This window comes from Pedobacter sp. MR2016-19 (assembly GCF_014947265.1).
In the GTDB taxonomy this organism is placed as follows: Bacteria; Bacteroidota; Bacteroidia; order Sphingobacteriales; family Sphingobacteriaceae; genus Pedobacter.
On record NZ_JADCNK010000035.1, the window covers coordinates 18386 to 28507 of the forward strand.

Consider the following 10122-nt stretch of genomic DNA (forward strand, 5'->3'; position numbering starts at 1 on the left):
CAAGTTTATGGAGAGGGTTACTGGCCCTCTTTATAAACTATAATTTAGCTAAATGTCAAAATTTAAAAATGTACTTGCATTCATCTTTATATTAAATCTCTTCGCGTGCAAAAAAAGCGATACGCCAACACCCGTTGACCCACCTGTTACACCATCCTCATTCGCTTTTAGCGATTTAAAGGTAAACGATGCTTACAGCGGTTTTACCTATTATGGCTTAAACAATAGCCCTAGCATAAAAATAACATTCTCATCCCCCATTAATTCCACCTCTATAAGTGGCAATATTACCCTGACCGATGCTTCCGGAAATCCGGCCACATTCACATCCAAATTAGAGAACAACGATAATACGGTTGTAATTACCGCTACGGCATTGCAGCCCATTACTAAATATATTTTAAACATTAATAACAATTTATCATCAAAAACGGGCGGCAAACTTCAATCGCCGGTTGCAGTAAACCTGATCACCGCTGTAGATGATGCCGATAAATTTACCCGAATCAGCGATGATGAACTATTAACTTTAGTGCAAAAACAGACTTTTAAATATTTCTGGGATTTTGCACACCCGACCAGCGGCCTTGCGAGGGAAAGAAATACATCTGGCAATACCGTAACTTCCGGAGGATCTGGTTTTGGCATTATGGCCTTGATTACGGGCATCAGCAGGAATTTTATCAACAGGGCTGATGGATTAGCGAGGATTAAGAAAATGGTATCCTTTTTGAAAACTGCCGACCGCTTTCATGGTGCCTATCCGCATTGGCTGGACGGAAATAGCGGAAAAGTAATTCCCTTCAGTACCAAAGATAATGGTGGCGACCTTGTAGAGACTTCATTTTTAATGGCAGGATTAATTACAGCCCGCCAATACTTTAACGGAACTGATGCAGCAGAAGCTACATTAAGGGCAGATATTAATGCTATTTATAACGGGGTGGAATGGAGCTGGTACAGAAAAGATAACAGTAGTACCCTTTACTGGCATTGGAGCCCTAATTATAATTGGGACATGAACCTGCCTATTAAAGGCTGGAATGAGTGTTTAATCACATATGTGATGGCTGCAGCCTCTCCTACCTCATCGATCCCTAAAAGTGTTTATGATACCGGCTGGGCTCAAAATGGAGCAATGAAAAATGGGAATACTTATTATGGTGTTCAGCTTCCTTTAGGCACGGCCAATGGTGGCCCGTTATTTTTTTCGCATTATTCTTTCTTAGGCATCAATCCAACAGGTTTAAGTGATGCCTATGCCAATTATGAAACACAAACCAGGGCACATACGCAGATCAATTATAACTATTGTAAAGCTAATCCGCTTGGCAACTATGGTTATGGCGAAAATTGTTGGGGCTTAACAGCGAGTGACATACCAAATGGGTACACGGCAAGTGCGCCGGGCAACGATGTTGGTGTAATTGCCCCTACCGCAGCCTTATCATCTTTCCCTTACACGCCAACTGAATCGATGCAGGCATTAAAATATTTTTACTACAAATTGGGCAATAAAACTTGGGGAGATTATGGTTTTTATGATGCATTTTCTCTAAAAGATCAATGGTTTGCCTCTTCTACCTTGGCGATAGATCAGGGACCGATTGTGGTGATGATCGAAAATTATAGAACCAAATTAATCTGGAACTTATTTATGTCGGCCCCTGAAGTTAAAGCAGGCATGAAAAATCTTGGTTTTAGCGGCCCCAATCTTTAACCTTATACATCAGCAATGAAATTTATATTCCGAAACCTCCTCTTAGTATCATTTACCCTTTCCACACTATCATCTTGTGCACAGCGTGAAAAACAGACCTACAATCCCGATCTCTCGATTAAAAAAAATCTTTCCGATATCGAACTATTAGACCTGGTGCAAAAACAGACCTTCCAATATTTTTGGGATGGTGCCGAACCAACATCAGGTGCAGGCAGGGAGCGTTTCCATGTTGATAATGTTTATCCGGAAAATAATAAAAACACAGTAGCTACAGGTGCAACAGGTTTTGGTTTAATGGCCATTTTGAGTGGGATTGACAGGAACTATATAACAAAAAAAGAAGGATTAGACCGTTTAAACAAAATATTGGATTTCCTATCCAAAGCCGACAGATTCCATGGCGCATGGCCACATTGGATAAACGGTGAAACAGGAAAAGTACGTCCATTCGGACAAAAAGACAACGGAGGTGATTTAGTGGAGACTTCATTTGTTGCACAGGCTTTAATCTGTATCAACGAATATTATAAAAATGGTTCTGAACCCGAAAAAGCATTGGCAAAAAAGGCCGATGACCTTTGGAAGGGTATTGATTTTAATTGGTTCCGCAACGGACAAAACGTATTGTACTGGCATTGGTCGCCAGAGTATAACTGGGAAATGAACTTCCCGGTAAAAGGCTATAACGAATGTTTAATCATGTACGTAATGGCAGCTTCCTCCCCTACTCATACCATACCCGCCGAAGTTTATCACGAAGGCTGGGCACGAGGAGGAGCAATTAAAGCAGATTTCGATCTTTATGGACATCATATTTCATTAGATTATCAGGGTGCAAAAAATTCTGTGGGTCCTTTATTTTGGGCGCATTATTCATATTTAGGTTTAAATCCTAAGGGATTGAAAGACCGCTATGCCGATTATTGGCAGAACAACGTAAACCAAACATTGGCCATACACGATTACTGTGTAGCCAATCCAAAGAAATTTAAAGGTTACGGCGAAAATAGCTGGGGTTTAACAGCCAGTTACTCGGTTAAAGGATATGCCGCTCATAGTCTTCAGGAAGATTATGGTGTAATCTCCCCTACCGCGGCCATATCATCTATCCCCTACACGCCAAAAGAATCGATGAAGGTAATCAGACACCTTTATGAAGATTTGGGCGATAAGGTTTGGGGCAAATACGGTTTTTATGATGCCTTTTCGGAAACAGATAACTGGTATCCTAAAAGATATCTGGGCATTGATCAGGGTCCAATGGTAGTGATGATCGAAAACTATAGATCAGGACTGCTTTGGAAGCTATTTATGGGAAATAAAGATGTTCAAAATGGTTTAAAGAAATTGGATTTCCAGTTTCAGCCATAATATTGAGTTGTATATAAATGTTTAGCCACCATATATTTTAAATTAAATCTACAGAACCATGAAAAAAGTAATTTTAATATTAACAGCAATGATAGGATGTGTAATCCTAAACTCAAGTTTTACTTCCATATCCAATGCTAAACATAAAACTACAAAAGCAAAATTTGCTACTGTAAATGTAACGGCCACCAACTCAACCAATGATGGTGTGTATGTAAGATTAGAAAATAATACCAGTGGTGGTGCTTATGTTTTCTTTATCCAACCCAATTCTCCAAACGGAACGGTAATCGGACAGATACCAGAAAACAGCGACAGTTATACCGTAAAATTAACCTCAACTGGTGGCGCCCATGATATGTGGGTTTACTGGGAGCACCAATCGCATGTTACCGGACTAAGCGTTAGCGGCATGTCGATAGGATGTTCGAGCTGCGCCAGAATAAATATTTTTAATTAATATCACAGCGAATAATGGCTAAACATTTATTCAAAATATTTTTAATAATACTCCTGCTCTGCGGTAAGTTTACAGCTTCTGCACAGCAAAAAACCTATTGCAATCCCATCAACGTAGATTATGGTTATACGCCTTTCGAATCTTTTACCGAATGGGGCAAGCACCGCGCTACTGCCGATCCGGTAATCGTAAATTATAAAGGCGATTTTTACCTGTTCAGTACGAACCAATGGGGTTACTGGCACAGCGCCGATATGCTGAACTGGAAATTCCACGAACGAAAATTTCTTCGCCCATGGAATAAAACCAAAGATGAACTTTGTGCTCCTGGTGTAGGCATTGTAGGTGATACCATGGTGGTTTTTGGCAGCACCTATACCAAAAACTTCACCTTATGGGGCAGTACTGACCCTAAAGGAAATAAATGGTTTCCATTGGTCGATTCCTTAGAAATTGGTGGCTGGGATCCCTCTTTTTTCACTGATGATGATGGTAAATTTTATATGTACAATGGAAGCAGCAATAACTACCCCATGTACGGTGTAGAATTAGATCGTAAAACTTTTAAACCAAAAGGCACCCGCACACCAATGTACCTGCTTGAAAGCTGGCGATATGGATGGCAGCGTTTTGGCGAATATATGGACAATACATTTCTTGATCCTTTTGCCGAAGGTGCCTGGATGACTAAACATAATGGTAAATATTATTTCCAATACGGTGCACCGGGAACCGAATTTAGTGGATATTCAGACGGCGTGGTAGTGGGTACCAAACCTCTTTTCTATGATACGCCTACAACCCCACAATCCGATCCTTTGAGTTATAAAGGCGGCGGATTTTCACGTGGTGCAGGTCATGGCGCAACCTTTCAGGACAATAGCAAAAATTACTGGCATATTTCTACCAGTATCATCTGTGTAAAAAATACCTGGGAACGCAGAATGGGGATTTGGCCTACCGGTTTTGATCAAGACGACGTAATGTGGACGAATACTGCCTTTGGCGATTATCCACTTTATTTACCGGCTGAAAGAAAAGAAGGCGGACCTGCTGGCCCAGGCTGGATGCTCATCAACTATAAAAAACCGGTAACCGTTTCTTCTACCCTGGGAAGCTTTAATGCTAATAATGCGGTTGACGAAAACATTAAAACCTACTGGAGTGCCAAAACAGCCAATAATGGTGAATGGATCCAGACTGATTTGGGAAGCCTTGCTACCGTTAATGCCATCCAGATTAATTATGCCGATCAGGATGCTGAATTTTTAGGAAAACAGACTGGAATTTACCATCAATATAAAATCCTTTCGTCAACAGATGGAAAAAAGTGGAGCGCCCTGGTTGATAAAAGCCAGAATAAAACGGACGTTCCGCATGATTACATTGAACTCCGGCAACCAGTAAAAACCAGGTTCATCAAAATGGTAAACATACATATGCCTACCGGAAAATTTGCCATTAGTGGTTTGCGTGTTTTTGGAAATGGAAATGGTGAGAAACCGACAAAAGTGAAAAATCTGATCGTTTTAAGGACAGAAAAAGACAAGCGCAGTGCCTACATTAAATGGAAGCCTGTTGATAATGCCTTTGCTTATAACCTTTATTACGGTACCGCAGCTGATAAACTGTACAATTGCATCATGATCCACGATTTTAATGAATACTGGTTTAAAGCAATGGACAGCCAGAAAGCTTATTATTTTTCTATAGAAGCAATAAACGAGAACGGCGTATCGGTAAAAACCGAGGTAAAGAAAGTTGATTAAAATAAATGCTCATGCTCGTTCGAAACGAGTGCCAGATAAAAGTTGATTAATAAAGAATAAAACACATATATAATGAAGAGAGCGAATATCCTGGTTGTTTTTTTAACCCTGTTTGTACTGAACGGATCGGCACAAACCAAAAAACCTGTTTCTGCAGAAGAGGCGAAGATGAACACCTTCATCAGCAACCTGATGGCGAAAATGACTGTTGATGAAAAAATTGGCCAGCTGAATTTGCCAAGTTCTGGCGATATTACCACGGGACAGGCCAACAGCAGCGACATTTCTAAAAAAATTAAAGCCGGACAAGTTGGTGGTTTATTTAACATCAAAGGGGTAGATAAGATCAAAGCGGTCCAAAAAATAGCTGTGGAAAACAGTCGTATGAAAATTCCATTGCTTTTCGGAATGGATGTTATCCATGGATACAATACCGTTTTCCCAATCCCTTTAGGCGTTAGCTGTATCTGGGATATGGCAACCGTGCAAAAATCGGCCCGTATAGCTGCGATTGAAGCCAGTGCAAGTGGTATCAACTGGACTTTCTCTCCTATGGTTGACATTTCGAGAGATCCACGCTGGGGCCGTATTTCTGAAGGTAGCGGAGAAGATGCTTATTTAGGCTCACAAATTGCAGCAGCAATGGTAAGAGGCTATCAGGGGAAACTCCAGGCCAATAACGAAATTTTAGCCTGTGTAAAACATTATGCGCTTTACGGAGCAGCTGAAGCTGGTAGAGACTATAATACCACCGACATGAGCAAAGTACGCATGTACAACGAATATTTTCCGCCATACAAAGCTGCTGTTGATGCAGGAGCAGCCAGCATTATGGCTTCTTTTAATGAAGTTGATGGCATTCCAGCTACAGGAAGCAAATGGTTAATGACCGATGTTTTACGTAACCAATGGGGTTTTAAAGGTTTTGTGGTAACCGATTATACCGGTATTCCTGAAATGATTGCACACGGTATGGGCGATCTACAAACTGTTTCTGCCCTGGCTTTAAATGCAGGAGTTGATATGGATATGGTAGGCGAAGGCTTTTTAGGAACTTTAAAAAAATCACTGGCAGAGAAAAAAGTTGCTATTGCACAGATCGATCGGGCCTGCAGATTAGTACTTCAGGCAAAATACAAATTGGGCCTATTTACAGATCCTTATAAATTTTGTAATGCGGAAAGAGCAGAAAAAGAGGTTTTTAGTCCGGCTAACCGCCAGGTGGCACGCGAAGTTGCAACAGAAAGTTTTGTGCTGTTGAAAAATAACAACAACCTGCTTCCATTAAAAAAATCAGGCACCATTGGCTTAATCGGCCCGTTGGCAGACAATACAGCCAATATGTACGGCACCTGGAGTGTTGCTGCGCTTTTTGACAAGTCGGTAACAGTACTCCAAGGTTTAAAAAATGCCTTGGGTAGCGATGCAAAAATATTAACCGCTCGCGGTGCCAATTTCCTGGCAGATTCTGCTATGGAGCAGCGTTATGTAAACATCCACAACCCAACATACAAACGTGATCCACGTACCGAAGCCGAAATGATTAAAGAAGCTTTAGAAGTAGCGAAAAAATCAGATGTTATTGTAGCTACTATTGGCGAAGGTTCTGAATTTACAGGCGAAAGTAGTAGTGTAACCGATATCCAGATCCCTGAAACACAGAAAAACCTTTTAAAAGCTTTGGCTAAAACAGGTAAGCCAGTAGTATTGGTGCTCTTTACAGGCCGTCCATTGGCATTGAATTGGGAACAGCAAAATATCCCGGCCATTTTAAATGTATGGTTTCCCGGCAGTGAAGCAGGAAATGCCATTGCCGATGTACTTTTTGGCGATGTTATTCCATCGGGTAAACTGAGCGCAACTTTTCCTCAGAATGTGGGTCAGGTGCCTTTGTATTATGCACATAAAAATACCGGCCGCCCATTGGCTGAAGGTAAATGGTTCGAAAAATTCCGTTCCAACTATTTAGACGTAAGCAATGATCCATTATATCCGTTCGGTTTTGGTTTAAGTTATACATCATTTAATTATAGTGATGTTAAACTAAGCGCCAATACGTTGAGCAAAGGAAAATCGATCACGGCATCCGTTACTTTAAGCAATACAGGCAAATATGACGGCAAAGAAGTTGTTCAATTGTACATTCAGGATCTTGTTGGGAGTATTACCCGTCCGGTTAAAGAACTAAAAGGTTTCCAAAAAATTAATTTAAAAGCCGGAGATAGTAAAACCATTACTTTCAACATTTCGGAGAACGACCTTAAATTTTACAATTCTGCGCTAAAATTCGTTGCGGAACCTGGTGATTTCAAGGTATTTATTGGTACAAATTCACGCGATGTAAAAGAAGCATCTTTCACGTTGAAATAAAGACAATTAGGTTTGGTTATAAACCCTGAGCTATTGTAAAGTAGCCAGGGTTTTTTATTTTTGCTAAATGAAATGATCATGAGTTACAAAAACACACCAGGTAAAAATAAGTGATGAGCGCTTCATTACTACAATAACAAATCGAACTTGCGAGCTCAGTAATACCAGACAAAACAATAAATAACTAATTAATAAATAAAACAGATGAAAAAGATTATTCTAACCATTTGCATTCTTTTTTCTGTACTCTTTTTAAACGCTCAGGACTTAAAAAAATATGACAGGGGAAGTTTTATTAAAGGAAAGGATTCTATTTACTACAGGATTTTATTTCCAGAAAATTTTAATCCCGACCAAAAATATCCAATCGTTTTCTTTTTGCACGGAAGTGGAGAAAGAGGTAATGATAACGCCAGTCAACTGGTTCATGGCGGAAAACTGTTTCTAAAAAGTGACGTTCGCAAAAATTTCCCTGCCATTGTAGTTTTCCCTCAATGTCCACAGAATGACTTTTGGGCCAATGCCAATTTTGGTCAGGATGCCAAAGGCAAAAGAAAAATCAGTTTTGTTGAAGGCGGTAAACCCACCAAAGTAATGCATGCACTGCAGGGAATGGTTAAAGATTTTCTAAAAAAACCTTTTGTAAATAAAAACCAGGTTTATGTTGGAGGCTTATCAATGGGTGCAATGGGTACTTACGAGCTGTTAAGAAGAGAACGCCGTAAATTTGCTGCAGCTATTGCTATTTGTGGTGGCGATAATACCAATAACATTAAAAAATACCAGAAAACACCATTGTGGATCTTTCACGGTGCTAAAGATGACATTGTTGATCCGGCATTCTCAATTGCCATTGCTGAACGTTTAAAAACGGTTGGCGACGAGGTGAAATTTACGCTTTACCCTAACGCAAACCACAACAGCTGGGATAGTGCCTTTGCCGAACCGGAATTATTGCCTTGGTTGTTTTCGCATAAGAAATAGCTAGACTAAAATTCGCAAATCGCCAAATTTATGACAAAATTCGTTTTAATCTATTTCATTCTCCCACTATTTTTGGCATGCAAATCGATTAAAAACGATGATCTCATTATTACTAATGCAAAAGTTTTAAACATCAAAACCGGAGAGATAAAAAACAATCAAACTATTCTTATTTCAAATGGATATATCGAAGAAATAGAAAGTAGTTCAAATTCATTCCAAGGCAAACAATACATAGATGCAAAAGGTCAATTAGTGAGTCCTAGCTTTATAGATACCCATATTCATCCCACAGATGTTTTAGGTGATTATGAAAAAGCACCGATTGCTTTAAATAAAGATAGCTTAAATCATTATCGGCAAAAAATTTCAAACGAATATTTACCTTACGGAACAACTACCGTATTAACAATGGGGCAACCAGAAAAATGGCTTACCCCGCTTTTAGAGTGGCAAAAAAGCGCTAACCCAAACTATATTGATTTTTATATAAGTGGCGGTGCATTAATTTCTAAGGAAAATAGAGTGCCATATATTGCCCACACAGAAATTGCAACAGCAAAAAAAGCAAAGCAAAAAATCTTAGAATATTACAATCTTGGAATTCGTCATTTAAAACTCTACTATCGCTTAAAGGAACCAGAATTTTCTGTTGCTGTAAAAACAGCAGATAGTTTGAAGATGAAAGTATACGGCCATATTGGTGATTTTAGTCCAGAATATTTAACGATCAAAAAAACATTAAAAATTGGATTAACAAATTATGAACATCTTGCGACTATTCCCAATAGTGTTATTATAAGTGATGTAGATAAAGCAAAAGTTTACAAACAATTTAAAGATAACTTTGGAGAAATAAATAGCGAAAGCAAATTATTAGATTTTTTTTTAGAACAATACAGATTTATTGATGAAAATAAAAAACCAGAGATAGAAAATTTAATAAAAAACCTTTCAGATAAAAAAGTAACCATCTCAACAACCATTCATAGATTATACGAACAGATAGCAGCAACTTATTTTACCAACAAAAAAGATACAACTCTTACGCCAAAACAACTTAAGAGATTAACAGAAAATTTTGCAATTATGATGAAGTATGCTAAAATGATGCAAGAAAATGGGATTAAAATAAGATTAGGATCTGACATGCCAAATGGCGGAAAGGTAAATATTTCTGAATTAATAATTTTAGCAAAATACGGATTCAACATTATTGATATTTTCAGAATATCAAGCTACAATGGTGCTGAGGCAATAGGAATTGAAAATCAAACAGGCTCAATAGAAAAGGGTAAAAAAGCAGATCTTATTTTATGGAGTAAAAATCCATTTGATAATTACGAAAATTTTAATTCAAAAATCATAATTATCAAAGACGGAAAGGTGTATAAAAAAATGAATGCTCAACCTGATTAATCGACTTCATCTGGTCTTAGCGTCTT

Annotated in this window: 7 protein-coding genes; all 7 read left to right on the top strand. The window is 38.8% G+C overall.

What is annotated here, in order from left to right:
* Nucleotides 1-52: 52 nt before the first annotated feature.
* The 7 genes from IM793_RS24175 (at nucleotide 53) to IM793_RS24205 (ending at nucleotide 10096) form a co-directional block, all read left to right on the top strand.
* The gene (locus IM793_RS24175) at nucleotides 53-1720 is read left to right on the top strand and encodes a glucoamylase family protein (RefSeq protein WP_193426002.1); all 1668 of its coding nucleotides are present in this window, start codon (nucleotides 53-55) and stop codon (nucleotides 1718-1720) included.
* A gap of 15 nt (nucleotides 1721-1735) precedes the next feature.
* The gene (locus IM793_RS24180; protein ID WP_193426004.1) at nucleotides 1736-3094 is read left to right on the top strand and encodes a glucoamylase family protein; all 1359 of its coding nucleotides are present in this window, start codon (nucleotides 1736-1738) and stop codon (nucleotides 3092-3094) included.
* A 58-nt stretch (nucleotides 3095-3152) separates the two neighbouring features.
* Nucleotides 3153-3554 carry a hypothetical protein gene (locus IM793_RS24185; RefSeq protein WP_193426006.1) on the top strand — a complete coding sequence of 134 codons (402 nt, stop codon included), beginning with the start codon at nucleotides 3153-3155 and terminating at the stop codon, nucleotides 3552-3554.
* Nucleotides 3555-3568: 14 nt separating this feature from the next.
* Nucleotides 3569-5323 carry a discoidin domain-containing protein gene (locus IM793_RS24190; RefSeq protein ID WP_193426008.1) on the top strand — a complete coding sequence of 585 codons (1755 nt, stop codon included), beginning with the start codon at nucleotides 3569-3571 and terminating at the stop codon, nucleotides 5321-5323.
* Between the two features lie 72 nt (nucleotides 5324-5395).
* Nucleotides 5396-7693 (top strand): beta-glucosidase BglX, encoded by a 2298-nt coding sequence (gene bglX, locus IM793_RS24195; protein WP_193426010.1) that lies wholly within the window; start codon nucleotides 5396-5398, stop codon nucleotides 7691-7693.
* A 204-nt stretch (nucleotides 7694-7897) separates the two neighbouring features.
* Nucleotides 7898-8677: a prolyl oligopeptidase family serine peptidase gene (locus IM793_RS24200; RefSeq protein WP_193426012.1), complete on the top strand. Its 780-nt coding sequence runs from the start codon at nucleotides 7898-7900 to the stop codon at nucleotides 8675-8677.
* A 30-nt stretch (nucleotides 8678-8707) separates the two neighbouring features.
* Complete coding sequence (locus tag IM793_RS24205) at nucleotides 8708-10096, top strand: amidohydrolase family protein (RefSeq protein WP_193426014.1); 1389 nt, start codon at nucleotides 8708-8710, stop codon at nucleotides 10094-10096.
* Nucleotides 10097-10122 lie beyond the last annotated feature (26 nt).

Coding starts and splice junctions, on each gene's coding strand:
- IM793_RS24175 (WP_193426002.1), top strand. CDS start 53: ATGTCAAAATTTAAAAATGTACTTGCATTCATCTTTATATTAAATCTC.
- IM793_RS24180 (WP_193426004.1), top strand. CDS start 1,736: ATGAAATTTATATTCCGAAACCTCCTCTTAGTATCATTTACCCTTTCC.
- IM793_RS24185 (WP_193426006.1), top strand. CDS start 3,153: ATGAAAAAAGTAATTTTAATATTAACAGCAATGATAGGATGTGTAATC.
- IM793_RS24190 (WP_193426008.1), top strand. CDS start 3,569: ATGGCTAAACATTTATTCAAAATATTTTTAATAATACTCCTGCTCTGC.
- bglX (WP_193426010.1), top strand. CDS start 5,396: ATGAAGAGAGCGAATATCCTGGTTGTTTTTTTAACCCTGTTTGTACTG.
- IM793_RS24200 (WP_193426012.1), top strand. CDS start 7,898: ATGAAAAAGATTATTCTAACCATTTGCATTCTTTTTTCTGTACTCTTT.
- IM793_RS24205 (WP_193426014.1), top strand. CDS start 8,708: ATGACAAAATTCGTTTTAATCTATTTCATTCTCCCACTATTTTTGGCA.